Source organism: Paraburkholderia acidicola, from assembly GCF_002362315.1.
In the GTDB taxonomy this organism is placed as follows: domain Bacteria; phylum Pseudomonadota; class Gammaproteobacteria; order Burkholderiales; family Burkholderiaceae; genus Paraburkholderia; species Paraburkholderia acidicola.
Map to the genome: position 1 here is coordinate 954,909 of NZ_MTZV01000004.1, position 23,018 is coordinate 977,926.

The following is a 23,018-nucleotide window of genomic DNA, read 5'->3' on the forward strand; positions in this document are numbered from 1 at the left end:
CTGAGGGCTCCCTGGGTTAATCGTTGACTGATTTCAATGTTCAATGGATAGCGCGTTCAGCGCAGCACCGGCGGCGCAAATATTGCGTCGATACCCGTGCAGGCTTCTTCGTCGATCCATCGGCGGCGCAGCAGGCAATCGAGCGTTGCCAGGCTCGCATCGACTGTCATCGCATCCTCTTCGATCGAGCGTGCAACTTCGTCAATGCGCGCAAGCCGGTGCTCGCCTACTTCGCCATCCTGATTGCGTGGCACAAAGCCAGCAGGTAGCGCGAGGTCGTAAATAAAGATCTGTTCGGCCTGGGTGCCTTCCGGCAGCGACTGCAGCACGTGAGCCGTGCGGCCCGGTGTCGCGCGCGCGGCGATGTCCTCGGGAATGCCCGCTTCTTCCCAGCATTCCTTGACGATCGTCTCACTGATCCCAAAGCCCCAACCGATGCCACCCGCCACGACGTTGTCGAGCATGCCCGGATCGGTTGCCTTTGTGTCGCTGCGCCGCGCGATCCACATCTGCGGCGCACCGTCCGCGTATTCTACGACGCCGTTCAGATGCACCGCGTACGTCATCGTGCCGAAGAAACGCGACGCGGCCCGCTCGATGTAGGCGAGCGGCGCTGCATCGAATGCATTGCGGATCGCGTAAGTTTCGTCGCGCCAACCTGGAATCCGGCCATCCGCGGCCAGCGCGCCGATTACCGCGCCGAGCGCGGCGCTACGTTCGTCGGCGGTGGCGAAATGTGGTGCCAGCGCGATACGTGATGCGTCGATCTCGAACACATCGGGCCAGCGCGTCAGCAGCGGTACGTCGGTGGCGCGAATCCAGCCGACCTGCTGCGCGTCGATCCAGAACGGTCGATGCGCAGCCGGATCGAAACGACGTGCAGCGGTAATGCAGGGCAAGCTCATGCGAACTCCTCGTGTCGATGCGTCTTCTAGTCGCGCAGCGCTACGCGGATGCCGATCGCGATGAAGGTCGCGCCAGCAAGCCGGTCGAGCCACACACCGACGCTCGGCCGGCGCCGCAACCAGCCGCCGATCATCCCCGCGCACACGCCGAAAATCGAGAACACCACGACGGTCTGCAGCATGAACAGCAAGCCGAGTTCGAGCATCTGCAGCGTGACGCCCTGCGAGCCGTGCGGATCGACGAACTGCGGCAGGAACACGATGAAGAACAGCGTGACCTTCGGGTTCAGGATGTTGCCGAGCACGCTCTGGCGAAACACCGTCGACAGCGGCTGCGGCGGGCGCTCATGAGCGGTAGAAAGCCCGCGGCTACGCAGCGCCTTGATACCGATCCACACCAGATACGCAGCACCGGCAAGCTTGATGATCTCGAACGCCACCGGCGACGAACGCAGCACCGCGGCAACGCCAAGCGCAGCCAGCGTGGTGTGAAACGTCAGGCCGGCGGCAAAACCGAAGGCGGCGACGAGGCCCGCCGCACGGCCCTGCGAAATGCCGCGCGCGAGCACCTGAAGGTTGTCCGGGCCAGGCGCAAAAGTAATGGCAACCGAGGTCGCGAGAAACAGCAGGAAATTGGGCATAGTCGATAACCTAAGTATCGAGTTGAACGAGAACAGCCTAGTGACCGCCAAATTCCGTAACGGTATAGAGCGGCAAACCCGTCGCACGCAACCGTCCAGACCCGCCGAGATCCGGCAGATCGATGATCGCCGCGCCCTCCACCACGACGGCGCCGAGCCGTTCGAGCAGTTTCTTGCCGGCCATCATCGTGCCGCCCGTCGCAATCAGATCGTCGATGATAACGATCCGGTCGCCAGGACCACACGCGTCTTCGTGAATCTCCACGGTCGCCGCGCCGTATTCGAGATCGTACGATTCGGACACGGTCCGATACGGCAGCTTGCCAGCCTTGCGAATCGGGATGAAACCGAGGTTCAGCTCATACGCGACGATCGGCCCGATGATGAAGCCGCGCGCATCAAGACCCGCGATGTAATCGAGTTTCGCTTCGATATACCGCTGCACGAACAGGTCGACCAGCACGCGCAGCGCCTTCGGGTGCTGCAACAGCGGCGTGATGTCGCGAAACTGCACGCCCGGCTGCGGCCAGTCCGGCACCGTGCGAATCTGGCTGTTGACGAACCCGGCTGCGTCGAACGGCGGGTTCGCTGGCACGTTGGACATGATGTCTCCCTGACGATTTCGCTGTGCGCCCCAAAGATCGCGAAGGGGCTTCGATTGCTATGGACTATGAACCGCCGGACTCAGGCGGTTGTGGCGCTGGCCCGCCGATGCTTCGACAGGCGCTCTTCAGCCTGCGCCAGCGCCTCCGGCAAACCGCGCAGCACGACGATGTCGCTCGCGCGCAGCTTGGTGGACGGGTCCGGCTCGACGCCGCGAATGCCGTGACGTCGAATTGCCGTCACTTCGACGCCGACATCGAACAGGCCCAGTTCGGCGAGCGTGCGGCCCACCGCATCCGCTTTTGCATCGACCGGCACCGATTGTAGCCGCACCTGTTCGTGGCCGTCGTCGTCTTCGACGTCGTCGGCACCGTGAAAATAACCGCGCAGCAGGCTATAGCGCTCGTCGCGCATTTCTTCGACGCGCCGCACGACGCGCCGCATCGGCACGCCCATCAGCACGAGCGTATGCGACGCGAGCATCAGGCTGCCTTCGACGATCTCCGGAATCACCTCCGTCGCGCCTGCCGCCAGCAGTTTCTCGAGATCGGCGTCGTCGACGGTACGCACAATCACGGGCAGCGTCGGTTCGAGTTCGTGGATGTTATGCAGCACGCGCAGCGCCGACGGCGTGTTCGCATAGGTGATCGCGATCGTCGCCGCGCGATGAATACCGGCCGCAAGCAACGACTCGCGCCGCCCCGCATCGCCGAACACGACCGATTCGCCAGCCGTCGCAGCCGCGGATACACGGTCGGGATCGAGATCGAGCGCGACATACGAAAGCCCTTCGTGTTCGAGCATGCGCGCAAGGTTCTGTCCCGCACGGCCATACCCGCAGATGATCACGTGACCGCTCTGCTTGAGGCTTTGCGTCGCGATACGCGTCATCTGCAGCGACTGCTGCATCCATTCCGTCGACGACAGCCGCAGCACGATGCGATCCGCGTTCTGGATCAGGAACGGCGCGGCGAGCATCGATAGCAGCATCGCGGCGAGAATCGCCTGCAGCAGCGTCGCATCGACAAGGTGTTTGTCGAGAATCAGGTTCAGCAACACGAAGCCGAATTCGCCGGCCTGCGCGAGCCCGAGGCCGGTGCGCATCGCGACACCCGGCGTCGCACCGAACAGGCGCGACAGCGCCGTAATCATCACGGTTTTCAGCAACAGCGGCCCGATCAGGAAGCCGAGCACGATGAACGGGTGCTCCCACATCACGCGCGGATTGAGCAGCATGCCGGTCGTCACGAAGAAGAGCCCCAGCAGCACGTCGCGAAACGGCTTGATGTCCTCTTCCACCTGATGCCGATACGGCGTCTCGGCAATCAGCATGCCGGCGATAAACGCACCCAGTGCGAGCGACAGGCCGAACTTGTCGGTAATAAACGCCGCACCGAGCGTGACGAGCAGCAGGTTCAGGATGAACAGTTCCTGCGAGCGCCGCCGCGCGACGACGTTGAACCAGCGCGTCATGAACTTCTGCCCGACGATCAGCAGCAGCGCCAGTGCCACGACGATCTTCACCGACGCGAGCCCGAGCGCGGCAACCAGATCCTTCGAATCGCCCCCCAGCGCCGCAATGATGATCAACAACGGCACCACGGCCAGATCCTGGAATAGCAGCACGCCGAAAATATTTCTGCCGTGCTCGGTTTCGATCTCCATCCGCTCGGCGAGCATCTTGCTGACGATCGCCGTCGACGACATCGCGAGCGCGCCGCCCAGCGCGATGCTCGCCTGCCACGTGATGTGCACCCAGCGCTCCAGCACGAAACCGAGCGACACCGCAACCGCGATCGTGCCGAGCACCTGCAGCAGCCCGAGACCGAACACGAGCCGGCGCATCGAGCGCAGCTTGGCCAGCGAAAATTCCAGGCCGATCGAAAACATCAGGAACACGACGCCGAATTCCGCGAGATTCTGCGCGCCCACCGAATCCGGCACGACGCCGGTTGCATGCGGCCCAACGACAATGCCGACGCTCAGATAACCGAGCATCGGCGGCAGATTCAGGTAACGGAACACGACGACGCCCGCCACTGAAGCCAGCAGCAGAAACAGCGTCATTTCGAGCGGGGAAATCATCGGCAGTAACGCATCGGAAAAGCGTCCTCGTTCGTCAGCGGAACCGGCGCGCGGGCCCGGTGCGAGGGCATGCGCGGCAGGGTCGAGAGGCCCCTGAGGGCAGCCGCCAGGCTGGTCCGGCCCGGCGCGGCGAACATACGCCTTTGCTATACTCCGCGAATGATAGCGAAAATCAATGGCGACCGGGCACTTGCGCTCGCTCGCGACGTGCTCGACATCGAAGCGGACGCCGTGCGCGCGCTTCGTGATCAGCTCGACGAAGGCTTCGTCGAAGCGATCGACCTCATCCTGAGCTGCCGCGGTCGGGTGGTCGTCTCGGGCATCGGCAAATCCGGCCATATCGCCCGCAAGCTTGCGGCGACCTTTGCCAGCACCGGCACGCCGGCGTTCTTCGTGCATCCCGCGGAGGCCAGCCACGGCGATCTCGGTATGATCACCGCCGAAGACGTGTTCGTCGCGATGTCGAATTCCGGCGAATCCGAAGAGCTGGTGGCGATCCTCCCAACCATCAAGCGGCTCGGCGTAAAGTTGATCGCCGTAACCGGCCGCCCGCAATCGAGCCTCGCGCAACTGGCAGACGTCCATCTGAACGCGTTCGTATCGAAAGAAGCGTGTCCACTGAATCTCGCGCCCACCGCCAGCACCACAGCGGCGCTCGCGCTCGGCGATGCGCTTGCGGTCGCGGTGCTCGATGCGCGCGGCTTCGGCGTCGATGATTTCGCGCGCTCGCATCCGGGCGGCGCGCTCGGCCGGCGCCTGCTCACCTACGTGCGCGACGTAATGCGCACCGACGACCAGATACCGAAGGTCACCGGCGCGGCCACCGTGCGCGACGCGCTGTTCCAGCTAACCGCAAAACGCATGGGCATGACCGCGATCGTCGACGATCACGACCGCGTGGAAGGCATCTTCACCGATGGCGACCTGCGCCGTGTGCTCGAACGGGACGGCGACTTCCGCGAACTGCCGATCGCATCGGTGATGACACACGCGCCGCGTACCATCGGGGCGGACCATCTGGCCGTGGAAGCCGTGGAACTGATGGAGCGCCACCGCATCAACCAGATGCTGGTCGTCGACGACGCCGGCAAACTCATCGGTGCGCTCAACATGCACGACCTGTTCTCGAAGAAGGTGATCTGATGGCTTCCTCGCCTGCCTCCACCCTGAGCGCCACTGAACGCGCCAGCCGCGTCAAGCTGATGATTTTCGACGTCGACGGCGTGCTGACCGACGGCGGCCTGATGTTCACCGCGGAAGGCGACACGATGAAGTCGTTCAACTCGATGGACGGCCACGGCGCAAAGCTGCTGCGCGAAGGCGGCATCGATACGGCGATCATCACCGGCCGGCAGTCGGGCATCGTCGCCGTGCGGGCCAAAGAACTGCGAATCAAACACCTGTATCAGGGCGTCGAGCACAAACTCGTCGCGTTTAACGCGTTGCTGAAGGAAACCGGCATTGCGCCCGAAGAATGCGGCTATATGGGCGACGACTGGCCCGATCTCGCCGTGATGCTGAAAGTCGGCTTCGCGGCCGCGCCGGCCAACTCGCACCCCGAGGTACTCGCGCGCGCGCACTGGGTCAGCAAGGCACGCGGCGGTCACGGCGCGGTGCGCGAACTGTGCGACACGCTGCTGCATGCGCAGCAGCGCTACGATGCGCTGCTGAAAGCCGCGTGCGAAGGGTGAACGGATGAACCGGTTTCGTCTGACCTCGCTGCTGCCGCTCGTCGCTATGGCCGCGCTCGCCGGGATCACGTGGTGGCTGCTGCAGGCCACCTTGCCGCCGCCTAATGAAGGTCTGGTGCGCCCCAAAACGCATACACCCGACTACTTCGCCGATAATTTCTCGGTTTCCGAACTCGATCAGTCGGGAGCGACGCAGTATCGGCTGACGGCGAAGCATCTGATCCACTACGAAGACGACGAAGACAGCGATCTGACGTTGCCGGCCCTGCGCGCGTTCCAGCCGGGCAAGCCGATCGTCACGGCAACGGGCGATACCGGCAAGGTCAACGGCGACGCGTCGATCGTCGATCTGTACGGCAACGCGCAGATCCTGCGGGCCCCCGGCGACGGCGATCCGCAGATGCAAGCCAATTCCGAACATTTCCGCGTGCTCGTGAACGACGATGTGATCGAGACCGAAAAGCCGGTTAAACTTCAGCGCGGCCTGTCTGTAATGACGGCCAGCGGCATGAACTACAACAACGTCACCCGGGTCATACAGCTCTTCGGCAACGTCCGCGGCGCGATCGCCCCGTCAGATTCGTCCGGCGGCTCCCTGAGGCAACCCGGGTAATCCATTCCAGGCGTGACTGCATGAACGAATCGCTCCTCCGCTTTGATACCGGCTGTCCGCGCACGCTGGCCTCGTCCCTCGCCACATGGCGCGCCGGGCTAGCCGCGCTGCTCGTCGCGCTGCCGCTGGCCGGTTTTGCGCCGCTCGCGCACGCCGACCGCGCCGACCGCGACAAGCCGCTGAACATCGAAGCGGACAACATGACATACGACGACCTGAAGCAGCTCAACATCTTCACCGGCCATGTGGTCGCAACGAAGGGCACGATCGTGATCAAGGCCGATCGCGTCGAGGTGCATCAGGATCCGCAGGGCTACCAGTACGCGACGGGCACATCGACTGGCAACGATCTCGCCTATTTCCGCCAGAAACGTGAGGGCCTCGACGAATATATCGACGGTACGGCCGAACGGATCGACTACGACGGCAAACAGGACCTGACCACCCTCACGACGCGCGCTACGGTGCATCGTCTGCAGGGGCTGTCCACGGTCATGGACGAAGTGCACGGCAGCGTGATCACCTACGACGGCCAGAACGACTTCTATACCGCGAAGGCCGGCAAGGACGTCGCCGGTCCGGGCAACCCGAACGGCCGCGTACGTGCGATGCTCGCGCCGCGCAACGGCGGCCCTGCGCCGCTGACGGGCGGCTCTGCCACCCTTGTGCCCGCGACGCAATTCCCCGCGCCCGGAGCACCCCAGCCGTGAATACGCCTACGCTCCCCCATCGCAAGCCTGCGGGCACCAGCAGTTCGTTGGTCGTGCGCAATCTGAAGAAACGCTACGGTTCGCGTACGGTCGTCAAGGACGTATCGCTCGACGTGAAAAGCGGCGAAGTGGTCGGCCTGCTTGGCCCGAACGGCGCCGGCAAGACCACATCGTTCTACATGATCGTCGGCCTGGTACCGCTCGATGCCGGCGAGATCGATCTCGACGGCAAGTCGATCAGTCTGCTGCCGATCCACAAGCGCGCCTCGCTCGGCCTGTCGTATCTGCCGCAGGAAGCTTCGGTGTTCCGCAAGCTCAGCGTCGAGGAAAACATCCGCGCGGTGCTCGAGCTGCAAACCGACGACAACGGCAAACGCCTCACCAAAGACGCGATTTCGCAGCGCACCGAAGCGCTGCTCGATGAACTGCAGATCGCACATCTGCGCGAAAATCCGGCTCTGTCGCTGTCAGGCGGCGAACGCCGGCGCGTGGAAATCTGCCGCGCGCTCGCGACGAATCCGAGCTTCATCCTGCTCGACGAACCGTTCGCGGGCGTCGATCCGATCGCGGTGCTGGAAATCCAGAAGATCGTGAAGTTCTTGAAGCAGCGCAATATCGGCGTGCTCATCACCGATCACAACGTGCGCGAGACGCTCGGTATCTGCGATCACGCATACATCATCAGCGACGGCAGCGTGCTGGCCGCCGGTGCGCCCGGCGACATCATTGAAAACGAAAACGTCCGGCGCGTCTATCTAGGCGAACACTTCCGCATGTAACTGCGCGGGCCGTCTATCGGGCGCGGCAGTGCGACGCACTGGCACGCCTGTCCCTTCGCTTGCCCCTGGCTATTTCTGACGGGCCGCCCCGCGGCGCGCCCTGTCGCACCGAAACCGGGCACACGCGTTTTCGCGAATGTCGCAAGGTATCGCGGTCGTGGCAAACTCTTTACAATGAATCTCACATTGCCATGAAAGCCAGCCTCCAACTCCGCCTGTCGCAGCATCTTGCGCTGACACCTCAACTGCAACAGTCCATCCGGCTGCTGCAGCTGTCGACGCTCGAATTGCAGCAGGAGGTGGCGATGGCCATCGCGCAGAATCCGCTGCTTGAAAACGAGGACGACTGGATTGCCAGTCCGTTGCGCGTCGCGGCAGATGGTTCGCTGATCGCGCAAACGCAGGGCACATCGGCACCGGAATCGATGAACGGCCCATCATCGTCGACGTCGTCGGCTTCATCGAACGAACGTAGCGACGATGGCGAACCACGCGGCGTCGACGAATACAACGGCCTTGGCAACGACAGCAACTCCGACTCGAGCCAGTGGAATCTCGACGACTACGGCCGCTCGGGCAACGCATCCGACGACGACGACCTGCCGCCGCTACAAATCCACGAATCGAGCACCTCGCTACGCGATCATCTGATGGCGCAATTACGCGTCACGCAGGCAAGTCCACGCGATCGCGCGCTCGTCACGTTCCTCATCGAATCGCTCGACGACGACGGTTATCTGACCGCAACGTTCGAAGAGATACTGACCGATCTACCCGAAGAACTCGAAGTCGACGTCGACGAACTGAATGCGGCACTCGCGTTGCTGCACAGCTTCGATCCCGCCGGAGTCGGTGCGAGGTCTGCATCGGAATGCTTGCGCCTGCAACTAGTTCGACTCGTTGCGACACCGACCCGCACGCTCGCCATCGATATCGTCGCACATCACCTGGAACTGCTGGCCGCACGCGATTTCACCCGCCTGCGCAAGCAGTTGAAGGCCAACGACGACGACCTGCGCGACGCTCACGCCCTGATCCGTTCGCTCGAACCATTCCCCGGCGCAGCGTACGGCAAGGCCGAAGCCGATTACGTAGTGCCCGACATCATGGTGCGCAGAACAGCACAAGGATGGCAGGCCGAACTGAATCCGGAAGTCGTGCCGAAACTGCGTATCAATCATCTGTATGCGAACATCCTGCGCAATAACCGCAGCGATCCTGGCAGCGGTTCGTTGCGCCAGCAACTGCAGGAAGCGCGCTGGCTGATCAAAAATATTCAGCAGCGTTTCGAGACGATCCTGCGGGTTGCGCAGGCTATTGTCGAACGTCAGAAGAATTTTTTTGTGCACGGCGAAATTGCCATGCGCCCCTTGGTTTTGCGAGAAATTGCTGATACGCTGGGGTTACACGAGTCGACGGTTTCGCGTGTAACAACCGGCAAGTACATGCTTACCCCGTTTGGGACGCTTGAATTTAAGTACTTCTTCGGATCGCACGTTTCCACCGACACCGGGGGCGCGGCCTCTTCAACAGCCATTCGCGCACTCATCAAGCAACTGATAGGAGCGGAAAACCCGAAATCTCCTCTTTCAGACAGCCGCATAGCCGAACTGCTGGCAGAGCAGGGTTTCGTGGTCGCACGGCGTACCGTCGCGAAATACCGCGAAGCGCTCCGAATTCCAGCGGTCAATCTGCGCAAGTCTCTGTAGCCTGCTGCGTGGTGCGGCGGGCATTTTCCGGCCGCCCCGCGTTATGCGGAGCAGGTTGGCCGATAGGACCCGTCAGCAGTCAGTCACCGGGGACGACGAAACGGGCGACAGATCGACCAGCGCTCCCGCAACATGCGGACAAGCGGCCACTAGCTTGGAGAAGCACTATGAATCTGAAGATCAGTGGACACCATCTCGAAGTAACGCCTGCGTTGCGAGAATATGTGATCACCAAACTGGATAGGGTGCTACGGCACTTCGATCAGGTGATCGACGGCAGTGTGGTCCTCTCGGTCGACAATCATAAGGAAAAGGACAAGAGACAGAAGGTTGAAATCAACCTTCATCTGAAGGGTAAGGATATTTTTGTCGAGAGCGCGAACGGCGATCTGTACGCCGCGATCGATCTGATGATCGACAAGCTCGACCGCAAGGTAGTGCAGCACAAAGACCGCCTGCAAGGCCACCAGCATGACGCGATCAAGTATCAGCCGCTGGCGCCGCAAATCGATGTGCCACCGCAATAGGCAAGATTAGAGGGTTTACCTCACCCCGAAGAGACCGCCCGCAAGGGCGGTTTTTTGATTCTGCGGCCGCTTTGTCACGGCCTTCCACAGGCGTTCTCGCTATGCACAGCAACGATTGCGCGTCGCACCATCTGCGGCAACCCTGTTCTATAATGTCCCGGTTACTTCCGGTCGTACTATGTCGGGGTCGCTCAGCCGGAGTTCCGCGCCTTCAGGCCCAATCGCACGTCATTGCGAGCCTGCGTCGGGCGCAGAACGCCACTCAAATGCCACAGCGAGGAAAATCCAGGCCACGTTTTCGCCTGCCAACATGAATCGTTTAGCCAAATTTCTTCCCCTCGAGAACGTCGTCCTCGGCCTCACCGTCACCAGCAAGAAACGCGTCTTCGAGCAAGCGGGCCTGATTTTCGAAAACCAGAACGGTATCGCCCGCAGCACGGTCACTGACAATCTGTTCGCGCGCGAGCGCCTCGGGTCGACGGGACTCGGCGAAGGTGTCGCGATTCCCCATGGCCGGATCAAGGGTCTGAAGCAGCCGCTGGCTGCGTTCGTGCGCCTCGCCGAACCCATTCCGTTCGAATCGCCGGACGGCCAGCCGGTCTCGTTGCTGATCTTCCTGCTGGTGCCGGAACAGGCCACCCAGCAGCATCTCGAGATTCTCTCGGAGATCGCGCAATTGCTATCCGATCGCGGCACACGCGAACGCCTGCACACCGAAGAAAACCGCGAGGCATTGCACCAGTTGCTGACTCAGTGGCAACCTTGATGCATTATTGGCAGCCCGCAGTCACGCGGGCGACGCTTCTTGCCGCACCCGGCGCAGTCTGGCCGGAATCGCCGCGCTAGCGCGGCGGGCTGCACGGAGCGAGCAGCCGCCACGGCCCCCACTGGAGTCACGGACTCATGGACACGTCCAGCATCAACGCCCAAAGCATCTTCGACGACAACGCCGCCATGCTGAAACTCAGCTGGCTGACGGGGCATGAAGGCTGGGAACGCGGGTTTTCCGCTGAAACGGTCACCACCGCGACCTCGAGCGCCGACCTCGTCGGCCACTTGAACCTGATCCACCCCAACCGGATCCAGGTGCTCGGCGATGCCGAAACCAACTACTACCAGCGCCAGAGCGACGAAGACCGTTCGCGCCACATGGCCGAACTGATCGCGCTGGAACCCCCGTTCCTCGTCGTCGCTGGTGGTGTCGCGGCGCCGCCGGAACTGGTGCTGCGCTGCACGCGCTCCTCCACACCGCTGTTTACGACGCCGATGTCGCCGGCGGCGGTGATCGATAGTCTGCGGCTTTATATGTCGCGGATTCTCGCGCCGCGCGCCACGCTGCACGGCGTGTTCCTCGATATTCTCGGCATGGGCGTGCTGCTCACCGGCGACTCTGGTCTCGGCAAAAGCGAACTCGGTCTCGAGCTGATCAGCCGTGGCCACGGCCTCGTCGCCGACGATGCGGTCGATTTCGTGCGTCTCGGGCCGGATTTCGTCGAAGGTCGCTGTCCGCCGCTGCTGCAGAACCTGCTCGAAGTGCGCGGCCTCGGTCTGCTCGACATCAAGACGATCTTCGGGGAAACGGCGGTCCGCCGCAAAATGAAGCTGAAGTTGATCGTTCAACTGGTCCGGCGCCCGGACGGCGAATTCCAGCGTTTGCCGCTGGAAAGCCAGACCGTCGATGTACTCGGCCTGCCGATCAGCAAGGTCACGATTCAGGTCGCAGCAGGTCGCAACCTTGCCGTGCTGGTGGAAGCGGCGGTGCGCAACACGATCCTGCAACTGCGCGGCATCGATACGCTGCGCGACTTCATGGATCGTCAGCGTCTCGCGATGCAGGACCCGGACAGTCAGTTCCCCGGCAAGCTGATCTGACGGGCTTCTGCAGGGTACCGGTGCGGAGAGCAGATGCTATGATGAAACGAACGGATTTCACGACTCCATGCGCATTATCCTGATCACCGGTATCTCCGGCTCCGGCAAATCGGTTGCACTGAACGCGCTCGAAGACGCGGGCTATTACTGCGTCGACAACCTGCCGCCGCGTTTCCTGCCCGAACTCGCTGCTTACCTCGCCGACGACCGGCAAGACAAACTTGCTGTCGCCATCGATGCGCGCTCCAGCGCGTCGCTCGACGAAATGCCCGCCATCATCCGCGATCTCGCCCGCGAACACGATGTCCGCGTACTGTTCCTCAACGCCAGCACGCAGTCGCTGATTCAGCGCTTTTCGGAAACGCGCCGCCGCCATCCGCTGTCGGGCTCGACCGCGCACGACGCCGACGTCGGCCTGCTTACCTCGCTCGGCGAAGCAATCGAGCGCGAACGTGAACTGGTCGCGGGTCTCGCCGAATTCGGCCACCAGATTGATACGAGCAACCTGCGCGCCAATGCACTACGCGCATGGGTCAAGCGCTTCGTCGAACAGGAACGCAACGGCCTTGCGCTGACGTTCGAATCATTCGGTTTCAAACGCGGTGTGCCGCTCGATGCCGATTTCGTTTTCGACGTGCGTACGTTGCCTAATCCATACTACGACCGCGAGTTGCGTCCGCTTACAGGTCTCGACAAACCAGTCATCGATTTCCTCGACGCATTGCCGGTTGTGCACGAGATGATCGACGATATCGAAGCGTTTCTCGTGAAATGGTTGCCGCATTTCCGCGACGACAATCGCAGTTACCTCACCGTCGCCATCGGATGCACCGGTGGGCAGCATCGTTCGGTGTTCATTGCGCAGACGCTCGCCGCGCGTCTCGCGAAGGCAGCAAACGTCATCGTGCGGCACAGGGACGCGCCGATCGAGGTCGGCGAATCGTCGAAACTGATCGCTTAACCGGCCGTATCGCGCGGCCCTAACCGAAGCGTTGCGCCATGCCTACCCCTGCCGTGCTTGCCGACTTGCCGCTCTTCCCGCTGCATACGGTGCTGTTCCCCGATGGGCTGCTGCCCCTCAAGATTTTCGAAGCGCGCTATCTGGACATGGCGCGCGACTGTCTGCGCGCTAAAACGCCGTTCGGCGTGTGTCTGCTGAAAAGCGGCGGTGAAGTCGCGAAGTCCGACGAACCGTCGGTACCTGAAGCAGTCGGTTGCCTCGCTGAAATTTCGCAATGCGACGTTGAAACCGTCGGCGTGTTGCTGATCCGCGCACGCGGTACGCGGCGCTTTCGCTTACTGTCGCATCGAGTGGAAACGGGTGGTTTGCTGGTCGGGATGGCCGAGCCGCTCGGCGACGATATGCCGCTGGAAGGAAACGAACAACTCGCGAAATTCGGCGCGTGTGCAGAAGTGCTCGAACGCATCATCGCAACGATCCGCGAACGCGACGCTGACAGTCTGCCGTTCGCGGAACCGTTCAGACTCGAAGATCCGTCGTGGGTATCGAACCGTCTGGCCGAAGTGCTGCCGATCGCGCTACGCGCGCGGCAAAAGCTGATGGAACTGCAGGATGCAGGGGCGCGTATCGACGTGGTTCATCACTACATGCAGCAACATCAGCTGCTTTAGTTCCGCGCGTCATCGCACCTCTACAGCAACGATCCCTGCAAACCGTCGAGCAGCTTGCGAACCGGCGCGGGCACACCGTACGCATCGATATCGCGCAGCGAGACCCACGCGGTTTCTGCATCACCCGCGGCAATGGTTGCTCCAACGCCACGTCCAAGTTCGGCAATACGCGGCTCGATATCGAGCTTGAAATGCGTGAACGTGTGCGTAAGCGGTGCGAGCGGCGACACTGCGCCGTTCGCGCCGAACGCATGCGCGCGCTCTGCGAGCGCGGTTTCATCGGCGGCTTCGGGCAGGCTCCACAGTCCGCCCCAGATGCCGGACGGCGGGCGCTTCTCCAGCATCACGGCATCGCCATCGCACAGCACGAGCATCCACGTACGTCGCCTCGGCACGGCTTTCTTCGGACGTGCTGCGGGCAACTCGCGCTGACGTCCGGTCGCATTCGCAACGCAGTCGGCCGCGAACGGGCACCGTCCGCATTCTGGCTTGCCGCGCACGCATAACGTCGCACCCAGATCCATCAAACCCTGCGTATAGGCGCTTACGTCTACGTCATTCGTACTCGATGGCAACAGCGATTCGGCGAGCGTCCACATCGCGTTCTCGATGCGTTTCTCGCCAGGAAATCCTTCGACACCGAACACACGCGCCAGCACCCGCTTCACGTTGCCGTCGAGAATCGTTGCGCGCGCACCGAATGCAAACGATGCGATCGCCGCCGCCGTCGACCGACCAATGCCGGGCAATTCCGCCAGCGCATCCACCGATGCAGGAAACGCCCCGCCATGCTGCTCGACAACCGCCTGCGCGCAGCGATGCAGATTACGCGCACGCGAGTAGTAGCCGAGACCGGCCCATAGCGCCATCACGTCGTCGAGCGGCGCGGCGGCCAACGCGGCGACGTCCGGAAAACGCGCGAGAAACCGCGCGTAATACGGAATCACCGTCGACACCTGCGTCTGCTGCAACATGATTTCCGACAACCAGATGCGATAGGGATCGCGCGTGTTTTGCCAGGGCAGGTCATGACGACCGTGCTGGCGCTGCCAGGCAATCAGGCGCGCGGCAAAACCGGCACGCACCGCCGGTGCGGGCAAAACCGCGGCATTGCCGGAAGCATCGGCGGCGGCAGACGAAGCGCGTCGCGAAGAGGACGATACGTACATGGATAGTGAGCGCCTAGCGCTGGCAGGTCGGGCAGTAGTAAGTCGAACGCTGCCCCTGCACGATCTGTTTGATCGGCGTTCCGCACACGCGGCATGGCAGCCCCGCGCGATCATAGACGAAATAGTCGAGCTGGAAGTAACCGCTCTCACCATCGCTACCGACGAAATCGCGCAACGTGCTACCGCCCTTTTCGATGGCGGCCGCGAGCGTCACACGAACCGCATCCGCAAGCAAACCGTAACGAACCAGCGAGATGCGGCCCGCGGGCGTGGTCGGACGGATGCCCGCGCGAAAGAGGCTTTCGGAAGCGTAAATATTCCCCACGCCTACGACCACCTCGCCCGCCAGCAGCACCTGCTTGATGGACACCTTGCGCCCGCGCGTCTCGCGATGCATCAGCGCGCCGTTAAACGCCGAGGCGAACGGCTCGATGCCAAGCCCCGCCAGTAAAGGATGGCCGAGCACATCGCCGTCGGCGCGCGGATGCCACAGTACGGCTCCGAAGCGGCGCGGATCGCGATAGCGCAAAATGAACTCGTCGAAAATCCAGTCGACGTGATCGTGCTTCGCGGCGACAGGCGGGTGCGGCATATTGCGCAGCACCCGCAACGTACCGGTCATGCCGAGATGCACGATGAACCAGCCGTCGTCGACTTCGAACAGCAGGTACTTGCCGCGCCGCTCGACCTTGTGGACGATCCGGCCGCGCAAGGTTGCGGCGAGTCCTGCCGGGATCGGCCAGCGCAATGCGGGCGTGCGCACGTCGACGCGTTCGACGCGGCGGCCGGCCACATAGGGCTCGATTCCTCGACGGGTAACTTCAACTTCTGGCAACTCTGGCATGTCTAACTGGTCTGCAACTTGCGTGAGTGGTTGTGCGCGTATTGTAGCGAGCGCGTTACAATCGTCCGAAACATTGAACGGATTTCCATGAACCTGTCCTTCGTGAAGCTGCTTTCGATGAAGCGCGCCGCGCGCGCTTCGCATCTGCCGCACGCCGTCTCCCCGCGCCGGCTACTCGGCGCCGCCGTTCTCGCTGCCTGGACGTTTGCCGCGCTGCCTGCGCACGCGCAAGACTCATCGTCGGATTCCGATGATTCCTCGGTGACGTTGCCCGACGCACTCGGTCCGCAAACGTCCGCTGAAGCGAAGGATCTGCCGAGCATTCAGCTGAACAGCCAGATCGTGTTCCAGGTACTCGCGGCCGAAGTCGCGTTGCAGCGGAACCAGCCGGCGCCGGCCTATCAGACGTATCTTGCGCTCGCGCGTGACACGCACGACCCGCGCATGGCGCAACGCGCGACCGAAATTGCGCTGGCCGCCCAGAGCCCGTCCGATGCGCTGACCGCGGCGCAGTTGTGGCAGCAATATGCGCCCAGCTCGGAACGCGCGGCCCAGCTCGACGCATCGCTGCTCGTGCTGTCCGGCAAGCCCGACGACGCTGAGCCGCTACTTGCCCGCGAACTCGCCAGAATTCCGGCCGACAATCGCGGCAACGGCATTCTCGCGTTGCAGCTGCTGCTGTCGCGCGGACCGAATCGTGTCGGCGGTCTGCACGTGCTGCAAGACCTGCTGAAAAACGACCTGAACCGACCCGAAGCGCAACTGGCCATCGCTCGCCAGCAACTCGTTGCGGACGACGCACCAGGCGCGCGCAAATCGCTCGAGCAGGCGCTCAGCCTGAAGCCCGACTACCTGCCGGCAGCACTGACGCTGACGCAGATGGGCCCGGACGAGCGCAAGGAAGGCACCGCATCGATCGAAAAATACGTCCAGCAGAATCCGAAGTCGCATGATGCGCGCCTCGCGCTCGCCCAGGTCTACCTGGCCAGCAATCGTCTCGACGACGCGCAGAAGCAGTTCGAGATCATGCACAAGGACAATCCGAACGATCTCACGCCGTTAATGGCGCTCGGACTCATCAAGATCCAGCAGAAGCAACCGGCCGAAGCCCAGACCTATCTGACGCAGTATGCGCAGAAAGCCGAAACGACGCCGGGCGCGGACGCAGGCCAGGCGTACATCTATCTCGCGCAACTCTCGCTCGAGCAGAAGAACGACGCGGCGGCAATCGGCTGGCTCGACAAGATTTCGCCGGCCAGCCAGCAGTACTTTCCCGCGCAGATCACGCGCGCGCAGCTGCTGGAAAAAGAAGGCAAACCGGACGATGCACGCAAGCTGCTCGCCGGCGTCCAGGCGACGGACCCGCGCGACCAGGCGCTGGTCGCGCGCACCGACGCGGCCATCCTGTTCGACACGAAGCGTTACCCGGAAGCTGAAACGCGACTGGCCCAGGCCACCGCCGATTTCCCGGACGATCCCGATCTGACCTATGACTACGCCATGGCCGCGGAAAAAAACGGCCACTACGAAGTGATGGAAGGACAGTTGCGCAAGCTGATCCGCGCGCAGCCGGACAACCCGCAGGCGTATAACGCGCTCGGCTATTCGCTGGCCGATCGCAACCAGCGTCTGCCGGAAGCCGACAGGCTGGTGGAAAAAGCCTCGGCGCTTGCACCTGACGACGCGTTCATCATGGACAGCGTCGGCTGGGTGAAGTACCGCCTCGGCGATACCGCGAATGCCATCAAGCTGCTGCGCAAGGCCTACGATCTGCAGCCGAATGCGGAAATCGGCGCGCATCTCGGCGAGGTGCTGTGGCAGACCGGCGCTCAGGATCAGGCGCGTGCGACATGGCGTGAAGCCAAAAAGCTCGAGCCGGACAACGATACGCTCGTGAATACGCTTAAACGCCTTCAGGTGAACGATCTCTGATGCCGGGTTTCCACACCACCTTTCTTCAACCGCCGCGCCGCGCTTCGTTTAGCCTCGCGCTCTGCGCGGCGGCTGTCGTCGCGCTGTCGGGCTGCGCGTCGGTGCAGCCTCGAGGACCGTCCACGTCGAATGCGGCTACGGCACTGTCGACGCAAACCACCCGCGCCTACCACGGCCGCTTTGCGGTCCAGTACGACGACCAGAACGGCCAGCAGCGCAACGCGTACGGCAATTTCGACTGGCAGGAAACCGGCGACACCGTCACCGTGCAGTTGCGCAATCCGCTCGGCCAGACGCTGGCGATCATCACGTCGTCGCCGGCTTCGGCATCGCTTGAGCTGCCAAATCGCCAGCCGCTCACCGCCGATAACGTCTCCACGCTGATGCAGAACGCAATCGGCTTCGCGCTGCCCGTCGAAGGGCTGCGCTACTGGCTGCAGCCGTCCGTCGCGCCGACTTCGCACGCGACCACCGTCCCGGACCCGGAACAACCCATGCGGCTCAAGGAAATCGAGCAGGACGGCTGGACCATCGATTACGTGGCCTATGCGGACGCCCCGGCCACCGGGCTGAAGCGCGTCAACCTGACTCGCCAGGACCCGCCGCTCGCCATCAAGCTCGTGCTCGACCAGTAACCGCCCGCATTTCACCCCGCTCATGATCGAAACGACCGATTCGCTGCGCGACTGTCTCGCACCAGCGAAACTGAATCTGTTCCTGCATATCACCGGGCGGCGCCCGGACGGCTATCACGCGCTCCAGACCGTCTTCCAGTTGCTCGACTGGGGCGACACGCTGCACTTCACGCGCCGCTCCGACGGCCAGATCGTGCGCCGCACCGCCGTCGCCGACGTACCCGCGGAACACGACCTGACCGTACGCGCCGCCACGCTGCTGAAAGCCCATACGGGCACCGGTGCAGGCGTCGACATTGAGATCGACAAGCGTCTGCCGATGGGCGCCGGGCTCGGCGGTGGCAGTTCCGACGCCGCAACGACGCTACTCGCCCTGAACCGCCTGTGGAAACTCGACCTGCCGCGCGCCGAACTGCAGACGCTCGCGCTCAAGCTGGGCGCGGACGTGCCGTTCTTCGTGTTCGGACAAAACGCGTTCGCCGAGGGTGTCGGCGAAGCCTTACAGGCGGTACAATTGCCGCCGCGTTATTTCCTCGTTGTCACCCCGCAAGTACACGTTCCGACCGCGGTGATTTTTTCCGAGAGAGCGTTGACAAGGGATTCGAAACCCCTCACAATTGCGGACTTCCTTGCACAAGACAGTTGCAAAACAGGTTGGCCCGACAGTTTTGGCCGAAATGACATGCAACCGGTTGTCGTGGGAAAATACGCGGAAGTTGCGCAGGTGCTCAGGTGGTTTGACAACATCGCACCCGCGCGGATGACCGGATCGGGCGCCAGCGTCTTTGCAGCGTTCCAGAGTCAGCGCGAAGCAGAACAGGCACAAGCCCGACTGCCAGCCGGCTGGAACAGCGCAGTCACCGCGAGCCTGGATACGCATCCACTCTTTGACTTCGCGTCATAAAGTTTTGCGTCGTCGGATGGTCCTACACACATCCGGCGAAGCTCAAAGTTAGTGTAGGGGAGTCGCCAAGTTGGTTAAGGCACCGGATTTTGATTCCGGCATTCGAGGGTTCGAGTCCTTCCTCCCCTGCCAAAAATTCTCGCATTTCCTCGCCCCCAGCCTGACACAGGTGCACGATGAGCAGCCATGACGGCCTGATGGTTTTTACTGGCAACGCTAATCCCGAGCTTGCACAGGAAGTCGTCAAAATCCTCGGTATTCCACTCGGCAAGGCGATGGTCAGCCGGTTTTCGGATGGCGAAATCCAGGTCGAGATCCAGGAAAACGTCCGCGGCAAGGATGTCTTCGTGCTGCAGTCCACCTGCGCACCGGCGAACGACAACCTGATGGAACTGATGATCATGGTCGATGCGCTCAAGCGCGCATCCGCAGGCCGGATCACCGCAGCCATCCCGTACTTCGGCTATGCCCGCCAGGATCGCCGGCCGCGCTCGGCGCGTGTCGCGATCTCCGCGAAAGTCGTCGCGAACATGCTGGAAATCGCGGGTGTCGAGCGGATCATCACGATGGATCTGCACGCCGACCAGATTCAAGGTTTCTTCGACATTCCGGTCGACAACATCTACGCGACGCCTGTGCTGCTCGGCGATCTGCGCAAGCAGAACTACGAAGATCTGCTGGTCGTATCGCCGGACGTCGGCGGTGTGGTGCGGGCCCGGGCGCTGGCGAAGCAGCTTAACTGCGATCTCGCGATCATCGACAAGCGCCGACCGAAGGCGAACATCGCCGAAGTGATGAACATCATCGGTGAAGTGGACGGTCGGACCTGCGTGATCATGGACGACATGGTCGATACAGCAGGCACGCTGTGCAAGGCTGCGCAGGTACTGAAAGAACGCGGCGCGAAGCAGGTGTTTGCATACGCGACGCACCCGGTGCTGTCGGGTGGCGCAGGCGAACGTATCGCCGCATCGGCCCTCGACGAACTGGTCGTCACCGATACGATCCCGCTCGGCGAAGAAGCGCGCTCGTGCGCCAAGATCCGCTCGCTGACCAGCGCGGGTCTGCTGGCCGAGACGTTCTCGCGGATTCGCCGCGGCGACTCGGTAATGTCGCTGTTCGCAGAGAGTTAAAGCATTTGCAGGTGTGCAGCAGGTTTGCTGCTGCATGCCGGCACAATCGACATGAACGGACGAAGGTTCATGTCGTTTAGTTTGGGGCCTCCATCCGCAAGGTGAGTGGCCCCGTTTTACTGCCTGGTCGCGGGCAGCTAATGGAGAAACAACATGAAAGTAGTCGCTTTCGAGCGCAATCTGCATGGTACGGGTGCGAGCCGCCGCCTGCGTAACACGGGCAAGACCCCGGGTATCGTGTATGGCGCTGGTGCTGAACCGCAACTGATCGAGATCGATCACAACGCGCTGTGGCACGCGCTGAAGAAGGAAGTCTTCCACTCGTCGATTCTCGAGCTGGAAGTGGCTGGCAAGGAACAACAGGTTCTGCTGCGCGATGTGCAGTACCACCCGTTCCGTCAGATCGTGCTGCACGTGGATTTCCAGCGTGTCGACGCGAAGAAGAAGCTGCACACCAAGGTGCCGCTGCACTTCATGAATCAGGAAACCAACCCGGCTGTGAAGCTGTCGGGCGCGGTCATTTCGCACGTGCTGAACGAAGTCGAAATCGAGTGTCTGCCGGGCGATCTGCCGGAATTCCTCGAAGTCGATCTGGCGACCATCGAAGCCGGTCATTCGCTGCACGCGAAGGACATCGCACTGCCGAAGGGTGTCGCGCTCGTCGCGCACATCGAAGCAGAAAACCCGGTGATCGCCGCGGCGACGATTCCGGCTGGCGCCGTCTCGGACGACGCAGCTACAGGTAGCGCAGCTGCAGCAGGCGAAGGCGAAACACCCGCCGCCTGATCCAGTACAAGCTAGCGATCCTCTCGATCCGTTTCCATGAAACGGACGACGTAACCCGCCGAGGTTCGCCCCGGCGGGTTTTTTTTCGCCTCTTTTTTTGCTCATGCTTTCATCATGATCAAGCTGATCGTCGGGCTCGGCAATCCGGGCGCAGAGTACACCGCGACGCGTCACAACGCCGGCTTCTGGCTGGTCGATCAACTCGCGCGCGAGGCCGGCACGACGTTGCGCGACGAGCGCCGCTTTCACGGCTTCTACGCGAAGGCGCGGTTGCATGGCGAAGAAGTGCATCTGCTGGAACCGCAGACGTACATGAACCGCTCCGGGCAGTCGGTCGTGGCGCTTGCGCACTTCTTCAAGATCCTGCCTGACGAGATTCTCGTCGCTCACGACGAACTCGATCTGCCGCCCGGTACCGTGAAGCTGAAGCTCGGTGGTGGTAGCGGCGGGCATAACGGGCTCAAGGACATCTCTTCACATCTGACCACGCAGCAGTACTGGCGCCTGCGTATCGGCATCGGCCATCCGCGCGATCTGATTCCCGAAAGCGCACGCGCCGGCGCAAAGCCGGACGTTGCGAACTTCGTGCTGAAGCCGCCGCGCCGGGAAGAACAGGATGTGATCGATGCATCGATCGAGCGCGGCCTCGCGGTGATGCCGCAGATAATCAAAGGCGAACTCGAGCGTGCGATGATGCAGTTGCATCGCAACGCGTAATCGCGCTCTACCGTTTTTGAATGTGCGAGTTTTTTGCGGGAGGTTCGTTTGAGCCGTTACTGGAGTGACATCGTTCACCGCCTGACGCCTTACACGCCGGGCGAGCAGCCCGCGCTCGCGCATCCGGTCAAGCTGAACGCCAACGAAAACCCCTATCCGCCGTCGCCGCGCGTACTCGACGCAATCCGCGAGGAGCTCGGCGCAACCGGCGATTCACTGCGGTGCTATCCAGATGCGACTGCACGCAAGCTACGTGTAGCGGTCGCCGCTCATCACGGCATCCGGCCTGAACAGGTGTTCGCCGGTAATGGCTCTGACGAAGTGCTGGCGCTCGTATTTCAGGCGCTGCTAAAGCATGCTCACCCTATCCTGTTCCCCGACGTCACCTACAGCTTCTATCCGACCTACGCGCGGCTCTACGAGGTCGACTATCGTACAGTGCCGCTCGATGCCGACTTCACGCTGCGCCTCGACGACTACGCGATACCCAACGGCGGCGTGCTGTTTCCGAACCCCAATGCCCCTACCGGACGGCCGCTATCGCTCGTGGAGATCGAACGGTTTGTCGCGGCGAATACGGAATCGGTGGTGGTGATCGACGAAGCGTATGTCGATTTCGGCGCGGAATCGGCGGTGTCGCTGATCGATCGTTACCCGCAGTTGCTGGTCGTGCAGACGGTGTCGAAGGCGCGTTCACTGGCGGGCATGCGCATCGGCCTTGCGTTCGGCGATCCGGTGCTGCTCGATGCGCTGAACCGCGTGAAGGACAGTTTCAACTCGTATCCGCTCGATCGGCTCGCGCAGGCTGCGGCAACGGCCGCGTACGAAGACGGTGAGTGGTTTCGCGACACGTGTGCGAAGGTGATCGCGAGTCGCACGCGGCTATCGGCGGAATTAAGCGCGCTTGGCTTCGAGGTCGTGCCATCCGCTGCGAACTTCGTGCTCGCACGGCATCGCGCGCACGACGCAGCGACGCTGGCGACGCAACTCAGGGAAAGGGAAATTTTCGTGCGGCACTTCAAGCTGCCGCGTGTCGATCAGCATCTGCGTATATCGATCGGCACCGACGCTGAATGCGATGCGCTGGTCGATGCACTGCGTGACATGCTTGCCATTTAACCGCTTGCTCAC

The 23,018-nt window shown here is 62.5% G+C and carries 24 protein-coding genes and 1 tRNA gene; 19 read left to right on the top strand and 6 right to left on the bottom strand.

The window, feature by feature from the left end; translation table 11 throughout:
- Positions 1–56: 56 nt before the first annotated feature.
- The 4 genes from BWP39_RS14530 to BWP39_RS14545 form a co-directional block, all read right to left on the bottom strand.
- Positions 57–905: an NUDIX hydrolase gene (locus BWP39_RS14530; RefSeq protein ID WP_096721243.1), complete on the bottom strand. Its 849-nt coding sequence runs from the start codon at positions 903–905 to the stop codon at positions 57–59.
- A 26-nt stretch (positions 906–931) separates the two neighbouring features.
- On the bottom strand, positions 932–1,546 hold the full coding sequence (locus tag BWP39_RS14535) for a LysE family translocator (protein WP_091009719.1): 615 nt from the start codon (positions 1,544–1,546) through the stop codon (positions 932–934).
- Between the two features lie 37 nt (positions 1,547–1,583).
- The gene (locus tag BWP39_RS14540; RefSeq protein ID WP_096721245.1) at positions 1,584–2,150 is read right to left on the bottom strand and encodes an adenine phosphoribosyltransferase; all 567 of its coding nucleotides are present in this window, start codon (positions 2,148–2,150) and stop codon (positions 1,584–1,586) included.
- Positions 2,151–2,230: 80 nt separating this feature from the next.
- The gene (locus tag BWP39_RS14545) at positions 2,231–4,234 is read right to left on the bottom strand and encodes a monovalent cation:proton antiporter family protein (protein WP_096721247.1); all 2,004 of its coding nucleotides are present in this window, start codon (positions 4,232–4,234) and stop codon (positions 2,231–2,233) included.
- A gap of 159 nt (positions 4,235–4,393) precedes the next feature.
- Here BWP39_RS14545 and kdsD point away from each other — a divergent pair, with 159 nt between their 5' ends.
- The 11 genes from kdsD (at position 4,394) to BWP39_RS14600 (ending at position 13,767) form a co-directional block, all read left to right on the top strand.
- Complete coding sequence (kdsD, locus tag BWP39_RS14550) at positions 4,394–5,377, top strand: arabinose 5-phosphate isomerase KdsD (RefSeq protein WP_096721249.1); 984 nt, start codon at positions 4,394–4,396, stop codon at positions 5,375–5,377.
- Entirely contained in the window at positions 5,377–5,925 is a 549-nt protein-coding gene (locus BWP39_RS14555) for a KdsC family phosphatase (RefSeq protein WP_096721251.1), read from the top strand. Before kdsD ends, BWP39_RS14555 begins: the two co-directional genes overlap by 1 nt.
- A gap of 4 nt (positions 5,926–5,929) precedes the next feature.
- Positions 5,930–6,538, top strand: a complete 609-nt coding sequence (lptC, locus tag BWP39_RS14560) for an LPS export ABC transporter periplasmic protein LptC (RefSeq protein ID WP_096721253.1) — start codon at positions 5,930–5,932, stop codon at positions 6,536–6,538.
- Positions 6,539–6,558: 20 nt separating this feature from the next.
- A complete protein-coding gene (gene lptA, locus BWP39_RS14565) occupies positions 6,559–7,248 on the top strand; it encodes a lipopolysaccharide transport periplasmic protein LptA (RefSeq protein ID WP_096721255.1) in 690 nt (229 codons plus the stop codon).
- A complete protein-coding gene (gene lptB, locus BWP39_RS14570; protein WP_091009698.1) occupies positions 7,245–8,027 on the top strand; it encodes an LPS export ABC transporter ATP-binding protein in 783 nt (260 codons plus the stop codon). The genes lptA and lptB overlap by 4 nt, the downstream gene beginning before the upstream one ends.
- Before the next feature lie 191 nt (positions 8,028–8,218).
- Positions 8,219–9,736 carry an RNA polymerase factor sigma-54 gene (locus BWP39_RS14575; protein ID WP_096721257.1) on the top strand — a complete coding sequence of 506 codons (1,518 nt, stop codon included), beginning with the start codon at positions 8,219–8,221 and terminating at the stop codon, positions 9,734–9,736.
- Between the two features lie 167 nt (positions 9,737–9,903).
- Positions 9,904–10,263: a ribosome hibernation-promoting factor, HPF/YfiA family gene (gene hpf, locus BWP39_RS14580; protein WP_091009691.1), complete on the top strand. Its 360-nt coding sequence runs from the start codon at positions 9,904–9,906 to the stop codon at positions 10,261–10,263.
- A gap of 310 nt (positions 10,264–10,573) precedes the next feature.
- Positions 10,574–11,029, top strand: a complete 456-nt coding sequence (ptsN, locus tag BWP39_RS14585) for a PTS IIA-like nitrogen regulatory protein PtsN (protein WP_091009688.1) — start codon at positions 10,574–10,576, stop codon at positions 11,027–11,029.
- Positions 11,030–11,166: 137 nt separating this feature from the next.
- Complete coding sequence (gene hprK, locus BWP39_RS14590; protein WP_096721259.1) at positions 11,167–12,135, top strand: HPr(Ser) kinase/phosphatase; 969 nt, start codon at positions 11,167–11,169, stop codon at positions 12,133–12,135.
- 67 nt (positions 12,136–12,202) lie between these two features.
- A complete protein-coding gene (rapZ, locus tag BWP39_RS14595; RefSeq protein ID WP_096721261.1) occupies positions 12,203–13,096 on the top strand; it encodes an RNase adapter RapZ in 894 nt (297 codons plus the stop codon).
- A gap of 38 nt (positions 13,097–13,134) precedes the next feature.
- Positions 13,135–13,767 carry an LON peptidase substrate-binding domain-containing protein gene (locus BWP39_RS14600; RefSeq protein ID WP_096721263.1) on the top strand — a complete coding sequence of 211 codons (633 nt, stop codon included), beginning with the start codon at positions 13,135–13,137 and terminating at the stop codon, positions 13,765–13,767.
- Positions 13,768–13,787: 20 nt separating this feature from the next.
- Here BWP39_RS14600 and mutY read toward each other — a convergent pair whose 3' ends face one another.
- Both mutY and mutM read right to left on the bottom strand, forming a co-directional pair.
- Positions 13,788–14,936, bottom strand: coding sequence for an A/G-specific adenine glycosylase (gene mutY / locus BWP39_RS14605; protein ID WP_096721265.1), 1,149 nt, complete (start codon positions 14,934–14,936; stop codon positions 13,788–13,790).
- A gap of 13 nt (positions 14,937–14,949) precedes the next feature.
- Positions 14,950–15,780 carry a bifunctional DNA-formamidopyrimidine glycosylase/DNA-(apurinic or apyrimidinic site) lyase gene (gene mutM / locus BWP39_RS14610; protein WP_096721267.1) on the bottom strand — a complete coding sequence of 277 codons (831 nt, stop codon included), beginning with the start codon at positions 15,778–15,780 and terminating at the stop codon, positions 14,950–14,952.
- Positions 15,781–15,867: 87 nt separating this feature from the next.
- On the opposite strand from mutM, the gene BWP39_RS14615 reads away from it, so the two are divergent.
- The 8 genes from BWP39_RS14615 to hisC all read left to right on the top strand — a co-directional run bounded on the left by BWP39_RS14615 (position 15,868) and on the right by hisC (position 23,006).
- Positions 15,868–17,712, top strand: coding sequence for a tetratricopeptide repeat protein (locus BWP39_RS14615; protein ID WP_096721269.1), 1,845 nt, complete (start codon positions 15,868–15,870; stop codon positions 17,710–17,712).
- On the top strand, positions 17,712–18,347 hold the full coding sequence (gene lolB, locus BWP39_RS14620; protein ID WP_096721271.1) for a lipoprotein insertase outer membrane protein LolB: 636 nt from the start codon (positions 17,712–17,714) through the stop codon (positions 18,345–18,347). The genes BWP39_RS14615 and lolB overlap by 1 nt, the downstream gene beginning before the upstream one ends.
- 22 nt (positions 18,348–18,369) lie before the next feature.
- Positions 18,370–19,251 (top strand): 4-(cytidine 5'-diphospho)-2-C-methyl-D-erythritol kinase, encoded by an 882-nt coding sequence (ispE, locus tag BWP39_RS14625; RefSeq protein ID WP_096721273.1) that lies wholly within the window; start codon positions 18,370–18,372, stop codon positions 19,249–19,251.
- A gap of 55 nt (positions 19,252–19,306) precedes the next feature.
- Positions 19,307–19,383 (top strand) — tRNA-Gln (locus tag BWP39_RS14630).
- 44 nt (positions 19,384–19,427) lie between these two features.
- Positions 19,428–20,384, top strand: coding sequence for a ribose-phosphate pyrophosphokinase (locus tag BWP39_RS14635; RefSeq protein WP_091009663.1), 957 nt, complete (start codon positions 19,428–19,430; stop codon positions 20,382–20,384).
- A gap of 153 nt (positions 20,385–20,537) precedes the next feature.
- Positions 20,538–21,170 (top strand): 50S ribosomal protein L25/general stress protein Ctc, encoded by a 633-nt coding sequence (locus tag BWP39_RS14640; protein ID WP_096721275.1) that lies wholly within the window; start codon positions 20,538–20,540, stop codon positions 21,168–21,170.
- 114 nt (positions 21,171–21,284) lie between these two features.
- Positions 21,285–21,887, top strand: a complete 603-nt coding sequence (gene pth / locus BWP39_RS14645) for an aminoacyl-tRNA hydrolase (RefSeq protein WP_091009657.1) — start codon at positions 21,285–21,287, stop codon at positions 21,885–21,887.
- 48 nt (positions 21,888–21,935) lie between these two features.
- The gene (gene hisC / locus BWP39_RS14650) at positions 21,936–23,006 is read left to right on the top strand and encodes a histidinol-phosphate transaminase (protein WP_096721277.1); all 1,071 of its coding nucleotides are present in this window, start codon (positions 21,936–21,938) and stop codon (positions 23,004–23,006) included.
- Positions 23,007–23,018: the final 12 nt, after the last annotated feature.